This is a genomic window from Micromonospora sp. DT31, assembly GCF_049841795.1.
GTDB lineage: Bacteria > Actinomycetota > Actinomycetes > Mycobacteriales > Micromonosporaceae > Micromonospora.
On sequence record NZ_JBNCKZ010000006.1, the window covers coordinates 102539 to 122764 of the forward strand.

20 protein-coding genes are annotated in these 20226 nt (G+C 71.7%); 8 read left to right on the plus strand and 12 right to left on the minus strand.

All coding sequences use genetic code 11. From position 1 onward, the window contains the following. Positions 1–21 precede the first annotated feature (21 nt). The 4 genes from ACLQ2X_RS12615 to ACLQ2X_RS12630 all read right to left on the minus strand — a co-directional run bounded on the left by ACLQ2X_RS12615 (position 22) and on the right by ACLQ2X_RS12630 (position 2407). Positions 22–429, minus strand: a complete 408-nt coding sequence (locus ACLQ2X_RS12615) for a hypothetical protein (protein ID WP_425681182.1) — start codon at positions 427–429, stop codon at positions 22–24. Next, on the minus strand, positions 426–686 hold the full coding sequence (locus ACLQ2X_RS12620) for a hypothetical protein (protein WP_425681183.1): 261 nt from the start codon (positions 684–686) through the stop codon (positions 426–428). Before ACLQ2X_RS12620 ends, ACLQ2X_RS12615 begins: the two co-directional genes overlap by 4 nt. A gap of 13 nt (positions 687–699) precedes the next feature. Continuing rightward, entirely contained in the window at positions 700–1425 is a 726-nt protein-coding gene (locus ACLQ2X_RS12625) for a hypothetical protein (RefSeq protein WP_425681184.1), read from the minus strand. Positions 1426–1558: 133 nt separating this feature from the next. Beyond that, the gene (locus ACLQ2X_RS12630) at positions 1559–2407 is read right to left on the minus strand and encodes a helix-turn-helix transcriptional regulator (protein WP_425681185.1); all 849 of its coding nucleotides are present in this window, start codon (positions 2405–2407) and stop codon (positions 1559–1561) included. A gap of 99 nt (positions 2408–2506) precedes the next feature. Between ACLQ2X_RS12630 and ACLQ2X_RS12635 the strand changes: the two genes are divergently transcribed. Both ACLQ2X_RS12635 and ACLQ2X_RS12640 read left to right on the plus strand, forming a co-directional pair. After that, on the plus strand, positions 2507–3277 hold the full coding sequence (locus ACLQ2X_RS12635; RefSeq protein WP_425681186.1) for an SDR family oxidoreductase: 771 nt from the start codon (positions 2507–2509) through the stop codon (positions 3275–3277). A 67-nt stretch (positions 3278–3344) separates the two neighbouring features. Then, a complete protein-coding gene (locus tag ACLQ2X_RS12640; protein WP_425681187.1) occupies positions 3345–3911 on the plus strand; it encodes a snapalysin family zinc-dependent metalloprotease in 567 nt (188 codons plus the stop codon). Between the two features lie 24 nt (positions 3912–3935). On the opposite strand, the gene ACLQ2X_RS12645 is transcribed toward ACLQ2X_RS12640, so the two are convergent. Genes ACLQ2X_RS12645 through ACLQ2X_RS12660 form a run of 4 tightly spaced genes read right to left on the minus strand, consistent with a single transcriptional unit; the run spans position 3936 to position 7938 of the window. Next, a complete protein-coding gene (locus tag ACLQ2X_RS12645; RefSeq protein ID WP_425681188.1) occupies positions 3936–4961 on the minus strand; it encodes a hypothetical protein in 1026 nt (341 codons plus the stop codon). Then, entirely contained in the window at positions 4958–6322 is a 1365-nt protein-coding gene (locus ACLQ2X_RS12650) for a hypothetical protein (RefSeq protein ID WP_425681189.1), read from the minus strand. Before ACLQ2X_RS12650 ends, ACLQ2X_RS12645 begins: the two co-directional genes overlap by 4 nt. After that, positions 6319–6624: a DUF6403 family protein gene (locus ACLQ2X_RS12655; RefSeq protein WP_425681190.1), complete on the minus strand. Its 306-nt coding sequence runs from the start codon at positions 6622–6624 to the stop codon at positions 6319–6321. Before ACLQ2X_RS12655 ends, ACLQ2X_RS12650 begins: the two co-directional genes overlap by 4 nt. Positions 6625–6633: 9 nt before the next feature. Then, positions 6634–7938, minus strand: coding sequence for an AAA family ATPase (locus ACLQ2X_RS12660; RefSeq protein WP_425681191.1), 1305 nt, complete (start codon positions 7936–7938; stop codon positions 6634–6636). Positions 7939–8286: 348 nt separating this feature from the next. Here ACLQ2X_RS12660 and ACLQ2X_RS12665 point away from each other — a divergent pair, with 348 nt between their 5' ends. The 4 genes from ACLQ2X_RS12665 to tmk all read left to right on the plus strand — a co-directional run bounded on the left by ACLQ2X_RS12665 (position 8287) and on the right by tmk (position 14360). Beyond that, the gene (locus tag ACLQ2X_RS12665; protein ID WP_425681192.1) at positions 8287–11361 is read left to right on the plus strand and encodes a DUF3427 domain-containing protein; all 3075 of its coding nucleotides are present in this window, start codon (positions 8287–8289) and stop codon (positions 11359–11361) included. Between the two features lie 92 nt (positions 11362–11453). Beyond that, positions 11454–12257 (plus strand): hypothetical protein, encoded by an 804-nt coding sequence (locus ACLQ2X_RS12670; protein WP_425681193.1) that lies wholly within the window; start codon positions 11454–11456, stop codon positions 12255–12257. Positions 12258–12345: 88 nt separating this feature from the next. Continuing rightward, positions 12346–13704, plus strand: a complete 1359-nt coding sequence (locus ACLQ2X_RS12675) for a B12-binding domain-containing radical SAM protein (RefSeq protein ID WP_425681194.1) — start codon at positions 12346–12348, stop codon at positions 13702–13704. A gap of 11 nt (positions 13705–13715) precedes the next feature. Then, complete coding sequence (gene tmk, locus ACLQ2X_RS12680; RefSeq protein WP_425681392.1) at positions 13716–14360, plus strand: dTMP kinase; 645 nt, start codon at positions 13716–13718, stop codon at positions 14358–14360. On the opposite strand, the gene cyaB is transcribed toward tmk, so the two are convergent. The 3 genes from cyaB to ACLQ2X_RS12695 form a co-directional block, all read right to left on the minus strand. Beyond that, on the minus strand, positions 14318–14875 hold the full coding sequence (gene cyaB / locus ACLQ2X_RS12685; protein ID WP_425681195.1) for a class IV adenylate cyclase: 558 nt from the start codon (positions 14873–14875) through the stop codon (positions 14318–14320). The genes tmk and cyaB overlap by 43 nt on opposite strands. Before the next feature lie 205 nt (positions 14876–15080). Beyond that, positions 15081–15527, minus strand: coding sequence for a hypothetical protein (locus ACLQ2X_RS12690; RefSeq protein ID WP_425681196.1), 447 nt, complete (start codon positions 15525–15527; stop codon positions 15081–15083). After that, positions 15524–16078, minus strand: a complete 555-nt coding sequence (locus ACLQ2X_RS12695; protein WP_425681197.1) for a DUF1772 domain-containing protein — start codon at positions 16076–16078, stop codon at positions 15524–15526. The genes ACLQ2X_RS12690 and ACLQ2X_RS12695 overlap by 4 nt, the downstream gene beginning before the upstream one ends. 168 nt (positions 16079–16246) lie before the next feature. Between ACLQ2X_RS12695 and ACLQ2X_RS12700 the strand changes: the two genes are divergently transcribed. Together ACLQ2X_RS12700 and ACLQ2X_RS12705 are read left to right on the plus strand one after the other, a co-directional pair. Next, positions 16247–17386: a sensor histidine kinase gene (locus ACLQ2X_RS12700; RefSeq protein WP_425681198.1), complete on the plus strand. Its 1140-nt coding sequence runs from the start codon at positions 16247–16249 to the stop codon at positions 17384–17386. After that, positions 17383–18045, plus strand: coding sequence for a response regulator (locus ACLQ2X_RS12705; protein ID WP_425681199.1), 663 nt, complete (start codon positions 17383–17385; stop codon positions 18043–18045). Before ACLQ2X_RS12700 ends, ACLQ2X_RS12705 begins: the two co-directional genes overlap by 4 nt. A 9-nt stretch (positions 18046–18054) precedes the next feature. Here the strand turns inward: ACLQ2X_RS12705 and ACLQ2X_RS12710 are convergent, their stop codons facing one another. Next, positions 18055–20211, minus strand: a complete 2157-nt coding sequence (locus ACLQ2X_RS12710; RefSeq protein WP_425681200.1) for an MMPL family transporter — start codon at positions 20209–20211, stop codon at positions 18055–18057. Positions 20212–20226 lie beyond the last annotated feature (15 nt).

A 20226-nucleotide genomic window follows, 5' to 3' on the forward strand; every position in this document is an offset into this window, starting at 1 on the left:
GGGTCCGACAGGACGGACCGTTCAGCCCCGCGCGTCGGTCACCACGTACGCGCAGGCCGGGCACGCCGACGGCCCCTGCTCGGCGAACCACCGACAGGTACGCCGGATGGCGCACTTGGGCAGCGCCTCCTCCACGGGCGGGGCGGCCTCGGCGTACGAGGCGGCCATCCGGGCACCCAGGCCGCAGTGCGAGCCGGTCCAGAAGCCGCAGGACGAGGTGACGCACGGACCGGCGAGCCGGACCCGAGCCTCGACCGGTCCGTCGCCGTCACCGAACCCGGCGAGCGCCACCTCGGCCGGGACGGCCGGCGTCACGTAGGCCACCCGGCCCGCCGGAGTGATCATGCCGAGGAACACCGTGGCGTTGGACGCCGGGGTGCTCGGGCACATCCGCTCCGGTGGGCCGGCCGGCGGGGTGGCGTCGGTCACCGCTGGATCCAGAAGCCGAAGTCGTTGATCCGCTGACCGAGTTCCTCTGCCAGCGGGCCGTCGATGACCCAGAGACCGTTCCACTCGGGGCGCAGCTTGAGGTTGCGGTGGCCGAGGGTCAGCGGGCTGACCAGCTTGGCGTCGGCAGTACGCAGCGCCGCCAGGCCGGCCTTCTGGATCTCGGTGGCGATCAGGGTCTGCTGTTCGATGCTCAGGTCGACGCCGTCGACCACGAAGCGGAACTCGTTGCGGGACATGTGCTACCTCCGGTCACTCGTACGATTCGGTGCCCAACCCGCGACGCAGGCTGGCGCGGGTGAAGCCCGCCCAGCCGGCATGCGTGGCGGCGTCGGTGTGCTGTCCGGTGCGGGCGAGCACCCGGGCGGCGTGCTCCGTCCACCGGGCGGCGGTGGCCGCCGCGTCGCTCCACAGGCCACGGCAGGCGGCGACCGCGAACGCGACCTGTTCCGGCGTGCCGGTGAACCCGGCGGGTCCGTCGCCGACGCGGATCGCGCCGTCCGGGCGGACCCGCACGCTCGGGAAGTGGTGGTGCAGGCTGGCCAGCGTGGCCAGGTGGCTGGCGTCGCGGCGGTCGGCGGCGAACCCGGCGCGCAGCTCGTCGTCGTGGCGGTGCCGGATGGCGTGCAGGACCAGCGCGTCGCCGGCCGCCTCGACCCGGCCCACCACGTGCACGGGCGTGCTCCAGGCCGGGGGTGAGTTGGCCGACCAGAAGGCCAGCCAGGCGGTGAGCCGGGCGTGGAAGTCGATCTGGACGCCGACGGCGGGCGCGGACCCGTCGGGCGCGCGCAGCGCGGCGGTGGCGATGCGGTCGCGGTTGGTCAGCCGCGCCGCGGGGCGGGCGGGAAGCGCCGCAGCAGCAGGGGTGGAGGCGGCGGGGGTGGAGGCGACAGCCAGGCCGGTCAGGGTGACCGCCGAGGCTGCCGCCGCGCCGGCGAGCAGTCGGCGGCGGTCGAGCAGGTGTCCGTTGTGGTTCATCGTCGGCCCTTCGTCGACGGCAATGAACCGACGCTATCGACCGCAAGCGATCAGGAGAACACCCTGCGTGATGGGAGGTTGACAGGAATGCCGGGAATTCCCGGCGGCGTGAACGGCGGTCCTGTGCCCGGGTTCACGGTGTGGTGGACGGGAAGCGCTGGTGTCCGAGCACGGCGAGTAGTCGCAGTTTCTCCTCGGCCTCGCTGCGCGGCGCGGCGGTGAGCACCAGCAGGGCCTGCGACTGGTCCTCGGTGAAGAGCACCTGGCAGTCCAACTCGATGCGCCCGAGTTCCTGGTGGATCAGTGTCTTGTGGTCGGCGAAGCGCTGCGCCACCTCGTGCCGCTCCCACAACTCGGCGAACTCCCCGCTGGCCGCGCGCAGCGCCCGCACCAGCTCACCCGCCCGGGACCGGGGGCCCATCGACCCGTACGCGGCGCGCAGGTTGGCGACCTGGGCCCGGCCCTGCCGGTCGCGGTCCTCCACCGGATAGTGCTCCCGTTCGGCCAGATCGGTGAACCAGCGGTAGACCTCGCTGCGGGCCAGTCCGGTGTGGCCGGAACGGTCCCCGAGCAGCGCCGCCGCCAGCCGGTTCTGCACAAGCGTCTCGCTCAGGTCGGACAGGATGAGCGCCGGGGTGTCGGCCAGCCGGTCCAACACCCGCAACAGCGCCGGCGCGACGTGGCCGGTGCTGGCCACGGTCTCGGGCGGGCTGTGCCCGGCGACCCGGAACAGGTAGTCGCGTTCGTGACCGGTCAGCCGCAGCGCGCGGGCCAGCCCGCCGAGCAGGTGCGGACTCGGTTGCGGGCCGCGCCGCTGCTCCAGCCGGGTGTAGTAGTCGGCGGACATGGCCGCGAGCGAGGCGACCTCCTCCCGTCGCAGGCCGGGCGCCCGGCGTCGGGCGCCCTCCGGCAGCCCGACGTCGCCGGGGCGCAGCGCCTCGCGGCGGCGGCGCAGGAATTCGGCCAGGGCTTGGCGGTCCACGAGCCAAGTATCCGCCGTGCGCCGCCAGGAACCAGGGATCGCCGATCCCCCGATAACGGATCTCTTCATCCGCGGCGCCGGACCCCGCAGGCTGGCGGCATGGACATCTCCGGAAACACGATCTTCATTCCCGGCGCCACCAGCGGCATCGGCCTGGCACTGGCGCTCGCCCTGCGGGACCGGGGCAACACGGTCATCGTCGGAGGCCGGCGCGCCGAGTTGCTCGACGAGATCGCCGCCGCCAACCCGGGTCTGGCCACCGTCCCGATCGACATCACCAACCCGGCGAGCATCGCCGCCGCCGCCGTCCGGGTACGGGCGGCGTACCCGGATCTCAACGTGCTGGTCACGATGGCCGGCGTGATGCGGATCGAGGACTGGCGGAGCGCGGACACGTTCCTCGCCTCGGCCGAGGAGGTGGTGACCACGAACGTGCTGGGCACGATCCGGCTGATCGCCGCGTTCGTCGAGCACCTGCGGCAGCGCGGCAACGCCACGATCCTCACCGTCTCGTCCGGCCTGGCGTTCGTGCCGTTGAGGGTCACACCGAGCTACAACGCCTCCAAGGCGGCGGTGCACATGCTCAGCGAGTCGATCCGGCTGAACCTGGACGGCACCGGCGTGCGGGTGCTGGAGTTGGTACCGCCCGCGGTCCGCACCGCGCTCCGGCCCGGCCACGAGAGCAATGAGCTCGCCATGCCGTTGGACGAGTTCGTGGCCGAGGTGATGGTGCTGCTGGAGACGCAGCCGGACGCGACGGAGATCCAGGTGGACCGGGTGAAGTTTCTCCGGAACGCCGAGGCGCGCGGTCACTACGACCGGGTTGTCGCCGCGGTGAACGAGGCCGATCCGGCCACATCCACCCCTTGATATAGACAGATGCCTATCTATAGGCTGACGGCGTTCCGCTCACCCCCCATCCCAAGGAGTGCGAACCATGCGTACGCCCAAGCTGTCCCGGATCCTCGCCACCCTCGCGACCGCGACGCTCGCCGCGCTGGGCGCGGTCGCCGTCAACCCGGCACCGGCCTCCGCCGCCGTCCGCAACGTCTGCTTCAACATCAGCCAGGCCGGCCCGTTCGCCAACACCGCGGTGCAGGCGGCATCCATCTGGAACAACTACACCAACAACATCAACATGGCCCAGTGCGGGTCCAACCTGCGAATCACCTACACCTACGGCGGCGGGTCGTACGCCCAGCGCACCAGCCTCGGCAACGGCCGCGTGGTCATCGACTACAACCAGGCCCAGCAGTACTCGCCGCTGCGCATCATGACCCACGAGATCGGCCACATCCTCGGCCTGCCGGACAACTACAACGGCAACTGCGCCATCCTGATGTCCGGCGGCAGCGCCGGCACGAACTGCACCAACCCGTACCCCAGCTCCACCGAGGCCGCCCGGGTCGACTCGCTGTTCGGCTTCGCCGCCCGCAGCGCCACGCCCGCCCAGGTCTTCACCGGCAGCTGGCCGGCCCCCGCCACGGTGGGCGCCCAGCGTTGACCGCACCGCGACGGGGTCGGCGGGTCACCGCCGGCCCCGTTCGCGTCCCCGGCCCTTTCGCGTCATCGGTCCTGTGGCGGGCACCGGCACCACCGCTGCCGGATCGTCACCGGCCAGCGGGTCCGACCCACCTCCGGTGACGGCGGAAGCGCGCTCGGTCAACTCCTCGACGCGCATCCACAACTGGCGCACCGCCCGCGTGTCCTGCTCGTCCAGTGCGGACATCCGCTCCACCAGATCGACGTAGTCCACGGCGAGAGACGCGTACGCCACGGCGGGTCGCCCCGCCCGGTCCAGGTCCATGATCTGCTGGGCGATGCCGGCCATGGCGGCGCTGAGCGCACCCCGGGTGTCCCGCCGCTCGGCCCGCGCGGCCTGACGCGCGTCGGCCAGCCGACCGGCCCGACGTCCGCCCCACCACAACGCCGCCGCCCCGCTCAGCACGCCGAGGACGGCACCGCCGGCCAGCAGGTAGCGCGGCAGTGGCGGGGAGAGCACCCGCGCACCGTCGGGCACGATACCGGCCCGCACCAACCGGTCGTAGTTGAGCACGATCACCTTCATCGCCTCGACCGGCCGGTCCACGAACGCGTCCGCTCCCCGGCCGATCGTGGTCTCGGCGACCACCGCCTTGCCGAAGTCCCCCGACTCCTCGTACCGGAAGCGCGAGCAGCCATAGGTGTCCCAGTCGTCACCGTCGCGGCTCATCGCCAGCGTCAGCGTCCCCCCGGTGGCCGACTTGGTGTCACGACAGGCGTCACGCAGGTCCGCGCCCGGGGCCATCACCAGCACCACCAGCCGCCGGTTACCGACGATCCGCTCGGCCTGGGCCCGGTCCAGGTCCACCCCGGGAGCCACGTAGACCGACGAGGTCCGCACCTGCCGGGCGACCGGTCCGTCCATGATGCCGCCGGTCCACCCCGCCCAGCCGGCCAGCAGCAGGCAGCCGAGCGTCACCCGGCCGAACACGGTGAAGAACAACCGGCCCAGCAGCCCACGCCGCGGCTCCACGTACCGGTGGCGGCCGACGACCGCGGCAGCGGTGCTCACGACAGCCTCGCCCGCAGGTAGACGTCCGGCCGGTACCCGGGCATCCGCACATGCCGGGCCACCTCGTCCAGATCGGCCGCCGCGTCGGTCAGCAGCCCGCGTACGTGCCGGTCGGGCAGCCCTCCGTCGACCGCGTCCCGGGCCGCCCGCAACAGGCTGATGCCCCGGACCAGCGCCGGATCGCTGCCCGCGTCGGTGAGCAGGGACAACTCCACGGCCAGCGCGGAGAGCCCGGCCATCTGGGCGACTCGGCCGGCCGGACCGAGATCGGCCCGGTGCCGGCGCCCGGCGGTACGCACGGTGTGGATCGACAGCACCACGAAACCGGCCACACAGCCGGTGAAGAGCCACGGCAGCGCCGGCAGCGCCACCCGCAGCGGGTCGAACGGCTGGTACGGCAACGGCCGGCCGAACAGCCCCGCGTACCGCACGTCGGTGACCCGGCCCAGGTACACACCGAGCACCGCCTCCTGCGGGTAGTCGAAGCGGCTGAGCCGGCTGCCGAACTGGGCGTAGAAGCTGACCCCGGCCACCTCGGCGAACTCCGCCGCCTGCGGACCGTGGTACTCGACCCAGCCGCCGTACATCACCACGATCGGCTGGTCCGGGGCGAGCCGGTGCAGCGCCGGCCCGTACGCGGGCAGCGGCTTCCCGTACGGCTGCTGGGGCAGCGCCACGAACCACGCGCCGTCCGGGAACGCGGTGGCGGCAGCCCGCTCCGGCACACGCGACAGGCTGGCCCCGGGAGCCGCGTACCGTCCGGTGGCGCGCAACGCGGCGACCACCGGGGTCAACTCCCGGTCCGTGGGCTCCCGCCAACCCAGGGCGTCCCGGTCCGGCGGCAACGGCGTCCGACGCTGCGCGGCGATCAGGGCGACGATGGCATCGGTCACGTCGCCGGTGGCGAACCGCGCCCGCCAGCCGGGCAGATCGTCCGGCGTGGCCGTGTAGCCGCCGCCGCTGACCTCGGTGCCGACGATCCAGATGTCGGCGTTGTCCACGTCCCGCACCCGCTGCTGTTCCGCCTCGTCCAGGCCGGGCGGGGCAGCCAGGATGCGGGCGCCCCCGTCGCCGATCGTCGCCCGTACGCGCTGCTCGTCCCAGCGGGCGACCGTGCCGGGCAGGCGGACCACCGGGTCGGCCGCCACCAACGCGGTCATCTCCGCCACCGACGGCACGCTCGCGTCGCTCAACTCGCCCGCCGACCCCTCCGGCAGAGCCGCCGTCGACGGTGAACGCCCGTAGCTGACATCCGCGACCCGGTCCTGCGCCACCATGAACGTCGACAGGGCAGCCGCCGCCGCGAGCAGCAGCGCCCAGCGCAGCACCTCCCGGCTGACCAGCCACCTGAACGCGTTCACCGGACCGTCCGCCACAACTCGTCGGCGCGGCGGGCGTGCTCGGCGGCCGCACGGGCCGCGTGCGTGCCGCCCCGACCGGCGGCCAGCAGCTCGGCGCGGGCCAGCAACCGCTCCGCCTCGGGCACCGGCACGACGGCCGCGTCCCGGCTCACGGCGGCGATGTCGATCGCCGCGCGCGCCGACGACCAGGCCACCCGGCGGTCCTCGGCGCGGACGCGGCGGCCGGGCAGCCAGACGGCGAGGAAGCCGGCGGCCACCGCCACCACGCTCCCACCCAGCCAGGGCAGCACGCTCGTGATCATGCGTCCTGTCTAGCGCACCGCCGCCAACCGGTGCGCGTCGAGGTGGGCCAGCACCGTCTGGTTGGCCTCCCAGCCGTCCGGGAACCTCACCGGCACGTCCAGGTGCACCCGCTCGGTCGACGGATAGGCGTCGAGCAGCTCACCGATCCCGGCCCGGGCCACCACCACGCAGGCATGCCGGTGCCGAGACGCCAACACGCACAGCCGCCCCGACTCCAGGTGGAAGGCGGTCGCGTCGCGCCGGCCGGACAGCGGGTGCAGCACGATCGTCACGTCGTACTCCCGGCCCTGGAGCCGGTTCGCCGTGTCCACGGTGATGCCCGCGCCGGCCGCGCCCAGCCGGGACCGGATGGCCGCGACCTGGTCGCGGTGCGCGGCCCCGATCGCGATCCGGTCCGCGGTGACCGGCGTGCCCCCGGGTGCCGCCTCGCTGACCGCCACCGCGCCGCGCCGCAGCACCCGCAACGCCAGCTCCGCGCAGGCCGCCGCGGCGTCGGCGTCGGTACGCACGGTGTGCCGGGCCGGCAGCTCGTACAACGCCCAACCGGTCGCGGCCGCCACCTCGACCGAGGCGTCGATGGCGTCACCCGGGCCGGGCTCGGTGAACGTCAACACCCGATCGGCCGGCCCGGTGCCGGCGCGGAACCCGGTGAACGGATAGAAGGCGGCGGACACCACCGGGGCGGCCGTGGCGGGCAGCCGCCACGACACCGGCAGCCGGTGCACCGGCAACTCCGGGTTGTGCCGCAGCAACGTGGCCACCGCCGACTGCATCGGATCCCAGCTCAGCCCGGTCCAGCGGGAGGTCTCCACGGTGGAGAACGGGTCGAGCTGCCCCGGGTCGCCGACGAACAACGCCCGCTCGAACCGCCCCGCCACCCGCAGCAGCGCGTCCGCGCGCATCTGGTACGCCTCGTCCACGATCGCCCACGGCCAGGTCCCCTCGGTGACCGTGGCCCACTTTGCCGCCGTACCGATGGTCACCGCCGGCCCGCCCAGGTCGGCGACCTTCGCCGCGACCCGGACCGCCGGGTGGCCGGTGACCCGCCCGGTGGGCCGGTAGTCGGTCGCGGACAGCCGCCCCACGCGCAGCTCCGGGGCCCTGCGCCCGAGTCGGTCGATGAGGTCGTCGACCTGCTCGTTCGTCTGCGCCACGACCATCAGCGGCTCACCGGTGGCAGCGATCTCCGCGGCGGCGCGGACCACGAGGGTGGACTTCCCGGCGCCGGGCGGCGAGTCCACGACGACGCCGCGGTGCGTGCCCGCACGCAGATCCCGCAGCACACGCCGGATCACCAGCTCAGCTTCGTGCAAGGAAGGGCCCCCTTTTAACGTCTCCGGTAGAGGCGGGGCCCCTTCTTAACACGCGCCGGGTAGGACTGCCGGCATGAGTGGAGCGCCGGTGCTCCATCTCATCGTCCGTGCCGCTCCCGGCGAAAACGCGGGGCGGGGTGCACGACGACGTGCTGCCGTCGGCGAGGGCCGGTCGGCGGTGACCGACCCCTCGTGACGGAAGGGCCGCGGCACGCGCACCGTGACCAGGACCGCGCCGGCGCCGTATCTGACCTCGTTGGCGATCGGGGGCAGCAGTCGACCCGGCACCTACCGGTTCCACGGTCGTAGCGGCTTCCGCGGTATCCGCGTCGTCGCTAGTTTGCCTGTGTGGGAGATCTTGAGCAGGGCATCTACGAACACCTGGTCACGCAGGAGCTGGCGAAGCGGATCCAGGACATCGACCGCTCTCTCGTTCAGGATGGAAAGCTCGATCCCGCCAGCTCACACGACCTACTCGCCCGCCACCTGGCGGTTCTCGCGCGGCGGGCGTTACTCGCGGTCGGTGGCGGGGAGAGCCGACTCGCCCGACAGGTAGATCTGGCGAACCGCATCGCCGCGTCCATCGCCCAGGCCGAACCCCGCGCCGTCACCGCCGACGACCAGGTGGCCGACGCCCATCGCCTGCTGCACGCCATCGCTGCTCCGCCCACCCCGCCGGCCGCGCCGTCCTTTCCGCCCCGTCCCGCCACCTCGCTGTCCACCGGCGCACTCCTGGTCAACGGCCGGCACCAGCCGCGCATCGGGCACGAGGTCGGCCACGAGATGGCCTCGGCGGACGAGGTGGACCTGCTCTGCGCCTTCATCAAGTGGCACGGTCTGCGCATCGCCGAGCCGGCGATCACCGAGCTGATCGCGCGGGGCGGCCGCGTCCGCGTCATCACCACCACGTACCTGGGCGCCACCGACCAGCGGGCCCTGGACCGGCTCGCCGAGTTGGGCGCCGAGGTCAGGGTCTCCTACGAGACGCGGACCACCCGCCTGCACGCGAAGGCGTGGCTGTTCCGGCGGAACAACGGCACCACGACCGCGTACGTCGGCTCGTCGAACCTGTCGAAGGCCGCGCTCGTGGACGGCGTGGAGTGGAACGTGCGCATCTCGAACCTGGAGCAGCCGCACGTCATCGACACGTTCGAGGCGACGTTCGCCGACTACTGGAACGACTCGGCGTTCGAGGCGTACGACCCGACGACCGATGCCGAGCGGCTGCGCGTCGCGCTGCGGGGTGAGCGCGCCGACGAGGCACCGACGGAGATCGCGAACCTGGACGTGCGGCCCTTCCCGTACCAGCAGGAGGTACTGAACGATCTCGACGCCGAGCGGCTGGTGCACGGGCGCTGGCGGAACCTGGTGGTGATGGCGACCGGCACCGGCAAGACGGTGGTGGCGGCGCTTGACTACCGGCGGCTGCGACGGGCCGGGCACGTCGACTCGCTGCTCTTCGTCGCGCACCAGGAGCAAATCCTGCGGCAGAGCCGCGCGGTGTTCCGCCAGGTCATGGGCGACGCCACCTTCGGCGAGACGTTTGTCGGCGGCGATCGGCCGCAGGGGTGGAAGCACGTGTTCGCGTCGGTCCAGTCGCTGCACCGGCAGGAGATCGACCCCGGGGCGTACGACATGGTGATCGTCGACGAGTTCCACCACGCCGAGGCGTCGACGTACACGGCACTGCTGGAGCGGCTTCGGCCGCGCGTACTCCTGGGACTGACGGCGACCCCCGACCGCAGCGACGGCGGCGACGTGCGGCGGTGGTTCGACGGCCGCGCGTCGGTGGAGCTGCATCTGTGGGAAGCCCTGGAACGGCAGTTGCTCGCGCCGTTCCAGTACTTCGGGCTGCACGACGACGTGGACCTGGCGCGGGTGCGGTGGAAGCGGGGGCAAGGGTACGACAGGACCGAGCTGGATGGCGTCTACACCGGTAACCACGCGCGGGCGCGGCTCATCCTGCACGCGGTCAGCCGCATCGCCGACGTCCGGCGGATGCGTGCGCTCGGCTTCTGCGTCAGCATCGGGCACGCCGAGTTCATGGCCGACTGGTTCACCCGGCATGGCGTGCCAGCGGCGGCCGTGACGTCGACACTGCACCGCACCGAGCGGCACACATTGATCGACCGCTTCCGCAAGCGGGAGCTGAAGGTGCTGTTCACGGTCGACCTGTTCAACGAGGGCGTCGACCTGCCGATGGTCGACACGATCCTCATGCTGCGCCCCACCGAGAGCGCCACGATCTTCCTTCAGCAGCTCGGCCGGGGTCTGCGGCTGGACGACGACAAGCCGTGCCTGACCGTGCTCGACTTCATCGGCGGCCAGCACGCGAACTTCCGGTTCGACATGCGCTGGCGGGCCCTGGCAGGGGTCAGCCGGCGGGCCGTCGAGGCCGCGGTGCGGGAGGACTTCCCGTCGCTGCCCAGCGGTTGCCACATCGAGCTGGACCGGGTGGCGAAGGACATCGTGCTCGCCAACCTGAGGTCGGCGCTGCCCACGTCGAAGAACGCGTTGGTGGCGGAGCTGCGGCAACTCGGTGACGTCGACCTGTCCGACTTCCTGCGGGAGACCGGCCTGGAGATCGAGGACGTCTACCGGTCGGCGAGCGTCGGCGGCTGGGCGGGGCTACGGCGCCTGGCCGGACTCGACGCGACCGGCGGCGGTCCTGACGATCGTGACCTCGGCCGGGCCATCGGTCGGATGCTGCACGTTGACGACGTCGACCGACTGGATCTCATCGGCCAGGTCGCGGACGGCCGACCACCCGGCCCGGGGCGGCTACCCGACATGCTGCACTTCAGCCTCTGGGGGCCGTCGGTGCCGTTGGCCGAGCGAGACGCCCGACTCAGGCGGCTGTGGGCGGAGCCGGCGCGGTGCGCGGAGCTTCGGCAGGTCGCCGCGGTGCTGCGCGATCGGATCCACCGGGTCACCGAACGGCCGGCTTCGGGGCGGGTGCCGCTACGGGTGCACGCCCGCTACAGCCGGAACGAGGCGTGCGCGGCCTTCGGGATGACGAACCCGGGCTCGCTGCGCGAGGGCGTGAAGTGGCTGCCGGACGAACAGGCGGACCTCTTCTTCGTCACGCTCGTGAAGTCGGCGGAGCATTACTCCCCCACCACGATGTACGCCGACCGCGCCATCACCGACCGGCTGTTCCAGTGGGAGTCGCAGAGCACCACGTCGGCGGCGTCAGCGACCGGCCGACGGTACGTCAACCATGTGGCGCAGGGCTCGACCGTGCACCTGTTCGTCCGCGAGACCAAGGTCGCCGACCGTGACCTGGGCGCCCCGCCGTACCTGTACGCCGGGCAGATGACGTACCGGGAGCACAGCGGAGACCGTCCCATGCGGGTCCGGTGGGACCTGCGGCACCCGCTGCCGGCCGACATGTACGCCGCCGCCCGCGCCATCGCCGCCTGAGCCGCTGCACGGAAGGGCTCTCGGCGAGTCGTTGCTACGACCGTTGATCGAGCTGACACAATCTCCGAAATTGTCTTCCGGTAGGAGGCGGCGTGAGCTTCGACTTCCTCATGACCGACCACCCGGGATGGCGGACCATCCACGGTCGCCAGGTCCGTCTCCTGACCGCCGACACCGGGGCGTCCTGGCTGGTCGAGGTGAATGGACGGGACCTGAGCTGGACGACACTGTCGGGCGACTGCCCCCTGACGGCCTCCGAGGTCTTCAGGCTACCCGGGTCGCCTCAGCCGGGGACCACGCTTCTTGACGTCAACCTGGCACAGCTCGGTCGCGTGGTGCGGCTGAGTAATCCGAGCCTCTGGGATGCACTCGCCACAGCCATCGGCCGTCAGGTCATTCGCGCCGGGCAGGCCCGGAAGCTTTATCGCGAGTTCTGCGACCGCTTTGGGGTCGTCGTCGCACGATTCGATGAGACAGACATTCACTCTTTCCCATCTCCAGAGCGTGTGTTAACTCTGAGCGATGGAGATTTCACCGAGTGTGGGATGGCGTTCAAGCGCCGGCCGCTTCGGCGCGCCGCCGAGGCGTATCTGGCACATGGCCACCACTGGCTCGGCGTCGCCCCCTCCGTACTGGTCAAGGAGCTTCAGACCGTCCCTGGCATCGGCCCGTGGAGCGCGGGTGCTGCCGTGGCCGACTGGAGCCACGACTGGGCCCTCTACCCCTACGGCGACCTGGCCGTACGCACGTGGGCCCGGCGCGCCGACCCAAGCGCAGATTGGCCGCCTGACGAACCGGCTTTCGCCGCGCACTGGCGGCGGGTAGCCGGTGAGCAACTCGGCACGTACACCCTCCTCACTCTCGCTTTCGGATGCCGGGAAGTCGGAGCCGTCTGAACGACCAATCCTTGGCAGCCGCCCGGGGGACCCGCTGGACCTGCTGCTGGTAAACGCACCACTACGCGACTACACCCTGCGGCCTCGGGTGAACGACTTCACCCTGCCGGTCCTCGGGATGGGCTACATCGCCACGGCTGCGGCAGCCCACGGATTCAACGTAGGAGTCCTCGACGGTGAGGCGTCGGGCCTCGGCATCGAGCAGATCATCACGGTCATCGATGAGGCGGCACCACGCTGGGCAGGCTTCAATCTCCTGGCGCCGACCTACGAGTTGAGCGCCCGTATCGCCGCCGGTATCGATCCGGCCATCCAGGTTGTGGTGGGCGGCCACCAAGCCAAGGCCATGCCGCTGGCGGTCATCGAGGATGAGCGGTTCCGAAGATTGGAAGCGCTCGTGGTGGGCGAGGCGGAGAGCCGGGTCGTGGAGCTGCTACGCGACCGCGGCCACCGGTCGCGGTTGCCCGGCGTGATGTGGCGCGATCCGATCCTCAAGACACCGGTGACGGGCGGCGTGCCCGGCTCGATGGGCCACCTGGCACCGGACATCAACGCGCTTCCCTTCGTCGACCGCCGATTCTTCGCCGCTGACCCGTACCAGCAGGCCGGCGGTCCATTGGAGGCGGCAATGGTGGGCGCTCGGGGGTGCCCATACGACTGCTCCTTCTGCGGCGCGGCGGTCAGCGCGAATCCTGACGTCACCATCCGAGCTCGGGATCCGCTGAACATCCTCGCGGAGATGGATCAATTGCATGACCGCTTCGGGGTCACCGCCTTTCGGTTCGTGGACGACCTGTTCCTCGGCTACGAGCGGTTCATTCGTCGTTGCATGGCAGCCTTCAGCGAGGCCGACGTCGGCAGCCGATACGTCTGGGACGCAACCGGGCGAATCAACATCCTGGCCCGCGCCGACGACGCGCTTGTCGAAACAATGGCGGCCAACGGCTGCCGAGAGGTGGCGCTGGGCATCGAGTCCGGCAGCGAGCGGATGTTGACCCGAATCGGCAAGCGAATCAATCCGGATTTGACGCGGCAGGTGGTCCGCCGTCTGACCAGGGCCGGCATCGGGGTCAAGGGATACTTCATTCTCGGCCTGCCGACCGAGACTCGCACCGAGCTCGATGCCACGGTTCGGCACGTCCATGAACTGTGGGAACTCTCAGAGGGCGCACCGGGCCGGTTCCGGGCCAGTGTCTTCGAATTCCGCCCGTACCCCGGCACGCCCGAGTGGAACCGGCTCCTTGCTACCGGCCGATACGACCCGGCTCAACTGTTGGACTACGCCACAGTCGACCTGACCAACGACGGATTGGACGAGGCCATGCGAGAACGCGACGAGTTCAATTTCTCGGTCAATCTACAGTTCGGTGAGGTGGAAATCGCCTACGTCCGGCGCAAACTGGTAGAGCTGGCCCGGGCCCAGCATGAGCGGCTGGCGCGATCGTGACTGGCTCTTTCGTGGTGGTCGACGGCCCGAGCGGGGTCGGGAAGACCACCGTGGCGGCACTGCTCGTCCGACTCCTTGCCCAGGAGGGGCGGCCGGTTCATCCAACCAAGGAGCCAACCAGCTCGACACTCGGCCGCACCGCCCGCCATGGCACCGACGAATACCATGGTCTGGCGCTCGCGTGCCTCGTCACCGCCGACCGCTACCACCACCTTGAGACGGAAATCCGACCAGCGGTCAAGGGCGGGAAAGTCGTCGTCTGCGACCGATACCTGCCCACCTCGCTGGTGCTGCAGCGCCTCGACCGCGTGGAACCCGACTACATCTGGCGACTCAACCAGTATGCCGACCGCCCCGACCTGACGATCATCCTCACCGGCGATCCGGTTCGCTCCCGGGCCCGTGCAGCGGAACGCGGCATTCACAGCCGTTTTCATCGGGGCGGGCCTGAGTCGGGCCGCCAAGAGCGTGATCTATACGTGCAGGTAGCCTCGGAACTGGATGACGCCGGCTTCCGGGTACACGTACACGACGTGGGCGAACAGCCCCCAGAGCAGGTCGCCGCCGAGTTGTTCACCGAGGTACGCCGAGTCCTCGCCGACACATCGACCGCTCAGGCGGTGACCGCTGACGCCGACCTGATCAGCGAGTCGTAACTCGCCGTGCTGCGTTCCAGCTCGACACCCAGGGAACGGGCGAACCGATCCAACTCCGCCTGCACCTGCCCTGCCGGCCTACCCCCGGCGACCATCACCTCGATCTCGAAGAAGGCACCGAGCCCGTCCACCTCGTCCAGGCAGAGCACCATCTCACCGAGCCGGGCGGTACGGCGGATCTTCACGATCCGTACGGTCGGATGGAAGCCCATCGCCAGGATCGCCGCGTGCATCTCGGTACGGCCAAGCACCTCGGTCTCGTGTTCCTGGCAGGCCAGTTCGTTGTCGAGCGGTGTCTTGACGCAGAACAGGTGCCGACCATCTTGGGTACGCAGCCGGGCGAAGGTCCTCCCTTGTTTACTCTGCCCGTAATCCCATCCGTTCGCCGCATATGCCTGGTCATCCTGCCGCGCCGCCAACGAGAAGGTGACTCCCTTGGCGGCCAGTGCGCGGACCAGGGCGTCGGGTTCCGCGACCCGATACTTGACCTCGATCTCCCGGATGCCGTCGCTCATCACGTCTCCATGGCTGTTGGCCGCCGCGTACCCGGGGTACTCAACCACAGCAGGGGATGCGCCGGTTGACGACACCCCGAAACGCCAACAAGCACTCAAATGCCTCGACGTCATATCCCCGACGCTCGGCTCACGCAGGTCGCTGTGTTCCGGGAGGCCTGCCCACCGGGTTGACGCGACGGAAGGGTGCGCCAAGGAAAACCGGTTAACGAGGGGGGTCCGCTGGCGCGGGCAGCAGCCGGCACAGCAGCACCGCGAAGCCACCGGCGATCATGCCGACCGCCGCTCCGGTGAACAGGCTCGCCACCACCGCCGCACCGCGCAGCAGCGCTTCCCGCGCCCCCGGCGCCAGCCCGGCCAGCCCGGCCGCGTCCATCCCCAGCGACGAATCCCAGAACACCTGGTGGCCGACCGCCAGGAACACCCCGTACAGCACGCCGATCACCCCCGCCGTCAGGAACGGGCGCGGCGGGCGCCGCCACACCACGGCGGCGATCCAGCACAGTGGCGGCCCCACCGCCAGCAGGGCGGCCACCACCGTGCCCTCCGGCACCACGTCCAGGTCGTGCAGGGCGATGCGCGGGGCGGCCAGCGCCGCGAGCGCGACGAGCGCCGGCCAGGAGAACCCGAGGGTACGGCGGGCCGCGGTCATGGCGTCACGTTCGTCCGCGCCGGGGCCGGAGCCGACGTCGTGACCGGGGCGGAAGCCGGCGCGGTCGAGCGGACGAAGCGCAGCAGCGCCACGAACGCCAGCACGGCGGTGACGGCCCCTCCGGCGAAGCGCACCCAGTGCCCGGCGACGAACTCGGCGGCGACCTCACGCAGGTACTCGGCGGAGTGGGTGCCGGGCGGGTCCGCGAACATGATCTCGTTGCGCGGCCAGAAGAACACCACCGAGAACAGGAACTCGCAGGCGATGAAGACGGCGGTGGCACCGGCGACGTACCAGCGCAGCCGACGGTCACGCCAGGTCAACAGCGTCGAGGCGAGGCTGCTCAACACCACGGACGCGCCAAGCGGCGGGAAGTAGTCGTGCGGGCCGCCGTAGACCAGGAACTCACGTGCCCGGTCGAGGGAGGCGGGCGCGTCGTTGAAGACGTTCGGGTAGAGCATGACGGTCTCGGCCGCCACTCCGCCGAACGACATCATCGCCGCCCACACCATCGCGATCAGCGCGATCCAGGTCAGCTTGATACGGGACATGGGATTTCTCCTCGTCGTAGGGATGTTCTCGACGCTAGGTCCGCGCCGGCCGGCCGTCGTCCGCGTCGTCGCGCGAACGGATGTCGCCTGCCGGCGTACGTCTCGGGGTTGTCCCTGACGCCTGTGGACGACAGCGCCGGGTGTCCGGGCGGACCTAGGCTCGGGGGCGTGTCCGACTCCTCGCCCACCCGCGCCGACGCGCTGCTCGCGGCGGCCACACTCGGCCTGGTCCTGGTCGCCGTGGCCACCGGGGGGACCTCACCCGGCGGGGCGGCGCTGGCCGGCACGCTCGCGGTGGGTCTCGGCGCGCTGGTGCTGTGCGCCCGGCGGTGGCCGTTGCCGGCGCTGCTGGCCACCGCGGTCGGCATCCTCGGCTACTACGCGCTGGACCTGCCCCCGCTGGGGGTGGCCGCGCCGGCCGCCGGGGTGCTCTACCGGGTGGCGGAGCGGGGGCGGGTCGCGCCGGCCGCGGTCGTGGCCAGCGGGCTGCTGACCCTGTCGGTGACCGTCCGGCTGGTCGAGGACGACGACGTGGCGGTCGTGGTGGGAGCGGCGCTCGGATCGGAGGCGGCGTTGATGCTCGCGGTCATCGCGCTCGGTGACGCGGTGCGCAACCGGCGGTCGCTGCGCGCGGCGATGGACCGGCAGGCCGCCACCGCCGCCGAGGAGCGCCGCCGGGAAGCGGCCCGGCAGGTCGAGGCGGAACGGCTGCGCATCGCCCGCGAGGTGCACGACACGCTGGGGCACACCGTGTCGGTGATCACGTTGCAGTCGGCGGTGGCGCGGGAGGCGCTGGCCGACCGGGAGCCGGCGCAGGCGGACACCGCCGTCGCCGCGATCCAGGCGGTGAGCGGCAGCGCGATGGCGGAACTGCGGGCCACCCTGGGTTCGCTGCGCCGCGAACCCGGCCCGCACGAGCCGGCACCCGGGTTCGCGCAGCTCCCGGCGCTTGTCGACGGCGTACGCCGGGGTGGGCTGCCGGTCGAGTTGCGCGTCGACGGGCCGGTGGACGGGCTGCCGTCGGTGGTGGGCGCCACGGTCTACCGGGTGGTGCAGGAGGCGTTGACGAACGTGCTGCGCCACGCCCGGGCCCGGCGGGTCGTGGTCGCCGTGCGGGCGGCACCGGGCCGGCTCACGGTGGAGGTTCTCGACAATGGTCGCGGTGGTCCGCCGGGCCCCTCCGGCCAGGGTTTACGGGGCATGACGGAGCGGGTCGCGCTGCTCGGCGGCACGGTCGGGGCCGGCGCCGTCGCGGCCGGTGGCTTCCGGGTGTACGTGGATCTGCCGCTCGCGCGGGTCGCCACGTGAACCCGGTCCGCGTCGTCCTCGTCGACGACCAGCACCTGGTCCGCACCGGCTTGCGCGCACTGCTCGACCGCGCACCGGACATCGAGGTGGTGGGCGAGGCCGGTGACGGCGGCGGCGGTCTCGCGGTCGTCCGGGAGCAGCGGCCCGACATCGTGCTGATGGACGTGCGGATGCCCGGCGGGGACGGGCTTGCCGCGACCCGACGGATCCTCACCGACCCGACGTTGACCGGCGTGCAGGTGGTCGTGCTGACCACGTTCGACGACGACGAGTACCTGTTCGAGGCGATCCGGGCGGGCGCGGCCGGTTTCCTGCTCAAGGACACGCCGCCGGACGCCTTGCGGGACGCGGTGCGGACGGTGGCCGGCGGCGACGCGTTGCTGTCCCCGGCCGTCACCCGGCGGGTCCTCGCCGCGGCGGCCCGTTCCCCGGTGGTCGACCCGACGCGGCTGACCGGCCTGACCGCCCGGGAACGGGACGTGCTCGCCCAGGTCGGCGCGGGGCGGTCGAATGTGGAGATCGGGCAGGAGTTGTTCCTCAGCCCGGACACCGCCCGCACCTACGTGAGTCGACTGCTCCAGAAGCTGCACGCCCGCGACCGCGCCCAACTCGTGGTGATCGCGTACGAGAGCGGGCTGGTCCGTCCCGGCGAGCGGTGACCGGGCCGGCTACCTGCTCTCGGCGGGGGCCGGTTCCGGTGCGGCGTGCCGGCCGACGCTGCGCCGCTGGTCACCGTGGCCCGGCCACCACGCCCGGTGCCCGATCAACCCGGTCAACGCCGGCACGAAGAACATCGACATGACGAACGCGGACAGCACGATCCCGATCGCCACCGCGAACCCCATCTGCTGGAGGAACGAGATCGGGGCGAGCATCAGCACCCCGAACGTGCCGGCCAGGATCAGCCCGGCCGCGGCGACCGTCGGGCCGGCGTGTTCCACGCCGATGGCGGCGGCCTCGTGCGGTTCGTGGCCCTCCCGGGCCTCCTCGCGTAGCCGGGCGATCATCAGGATGTTGTAGTCGGTGCCGATCGCCACCACGAACAGGTAGAGGATGATCGGCAACTGGAACGTGACGCCGGGGTTGCCCTGGAGTCCCTGGAACACGTAGACGGTCGCGCCCAGCGTGGCGGCGAAGTTGAGCAGCACCGCGACCACCAGGTAGATCGGTGCGACGAGGCTGCGCAGCAGCAGCGCGAGGATGAGCGCGATGAGGGCGGCGGCGACCGGCAGGATCACCGACAGGTCGCGGTTGTTCGCCGAGTTGATGTCGGCGAAGATCGCCGTGCTGCCGCCGACAAGCGCCGTGGTGCCCGGCGGGGCGGCGGTGTGCAGCGCGTCGCGCAGGTCGTCGCGGACCAGGCTGATCGCCTCGTTGGAGACCGGGTTCTCGTCGAGCAGCAGGTTGACCCGGGCGACGCTCGGGTCGGTGGCGCTGCGTTCCGGCGGCTGCACCCGGCCGACGCCCGGCGCGTCGGCCGCCCGGGCGGCGAAGTCGCTGACCTGCTGCTCGCTGAGCGGGGTGCCGTTGCCGGTGGTCAGGTAGGCCTCGGTCGGGGCGAGCGCGCCCGCCGCGAAGCCCCGCTGGAGGTCCTTCGCGGCCCGCGCCGACTCGGTGTCCTGCGGGAAGCCGGCGCTGAAGTCGTAGTCGGCCTGGTAGCTGAGGACCCCGGCGGCGAGCGCGACGAGCAGCGCGCCGGAGGCCGCGGCCACCACGGCCGGGCGGCGACCGACGGCGGCGCCGAGCCGCCGGGACAGGGTCGCCCTGGGTACGCGCTGCCACGCCTTCGACGGCCAGAACACCCACCTGCCGAGCAGGGACACCAGCGCCGGGATGAGGGTCAGCGAGGTGACAAGCATGACGGCGACAGCGATGGCGAGCGCCGGGCCGAGCGAGCCGAAGAAGCCCAGCGAGGCCAGCAGCAGCACCAGGAAAGCCACGATGACCGCACCGGCGGCGGAGGTGATGACCTCGCCGACCCGCAGCACCGTGACGATCATCGCGGTGCGCTTGTCGTCGCCGGCGCGCAACCGCTCGCGGTAGCGGAACAGCAGGAACAGGATGTAGTCGGTGCCGATGCCGAACAGCACGATCAGCAGGATGGTCTGCAGGTCCTGGCTGACGTTGAGGTCGAACGCCTTGCCGGCTGCGGCGACCAGCCCGGTGGTGACGGACATGACGACGCTGATCACCACCACGGGCAGCAGCGCGGCGATCGGGCTGCGGAAGATGACCAGGATCAGACCGATGATGAGGATGATGGTGGCGACGCCGACCACCGCGAACGCGTCGTTGAACGTGTCCTCGTTGTCGACGAAGCTGGCCACGTCGCCGGCCACCCCGGCGGTCAGGCCGCTGCCCGCCAGGCCCGGCGCGAGGGCGGCGCGCAGATCGCGTACGGCGTCGAGCAGGGCCGGGTCGTCGGGGCTGTCGGCGTCGAGACCGACGGTGACCACCTGCACCGACTTGTCCGGTGCCACCGACGGCGGCCCGGTGAGGTAGCCGGAGGTCTGCGCGATGTTCCGGGCCTTGAGCGTCTCGGCGAGCTGCCCGACGCGCGCCTCGTCGGCCGAGGTCAGGGGCTTGCCGTCGGCACGCTTGACCACGATCGTCGCGGTCGCGGTCGCCGCCTGCGGGAACGCCTTGCTGCCCAGTTCGGTGGCCCGCACCGATTCGTAGCTGCTCGGCAGGAAGCTCTCCTGGTCGGCGGAGGTGATGTCACTCAGGGACGGACTGGCCACGATGACGGCGACCGCGGCGAGGACCCACCCGCCGATCACCCACCAGGCCTTGCCGACGACGAATCTGCCCAGGCGCTCGAACATCGCTTCCCCCGTGTG